We start from the raw sequence: 409 nt of genomic DNA, 5'->3' as shown, positions 1-409 counted from the left end.
CTACCAAGCATTAGATTGTGATGGCGATGGTGTAACCAATGGTGATGAGATTGATCCAGACGGAAATGGCATTGATGATGGTAATGGAACAGACGAACAAGATCCATGTGATTACAATCCAACAAACCAGGATTTAACAATTGTTACAGCTGCTTGGAGTAATTTAGACTGTGATAACGACGGATTAACAAACGGAGAAGAAGTTACAGGAGTAGACGATCCAAACACACCAATAGATCCAAATGGAAACATAACAGATCCATTAGATGTCGATACAGATGGAGATGGAGTAACAGACGGACAAGAAGCTATAGATGGAACAGATCCAAACGATCCATGTTCATTAGAACTTACAAGTCAGACAGAGCCAGTAGATGCTGCATGGAATGATTTAGATTGTGATAACGAC

1 pseudogene is annotated in these 409 nt (G+C 40.3%); it reads left to right on the top strand.

What is annotated here, in order from left to right:
- Positions 1 to 409 (top strand): annotated as a pseudogene (locus WA327_RS12490) (hypothetical protein); the annotation flags it as partial.

This window comes from Mesoflavibacter sp. CH_XMU1404-2, assembly GCF_037029465.1.
GTDB lineage: Bacteria > Bacteroidota > Bacteroidia > Flavobacteriales > Flavobacteriaceae > Mesoflavibacter.
The sequence above is the reverse complement of the archived record's forward strand: the minus strand, read 5'-3'. Positions and strand labels throughout refer to the sequence as shown.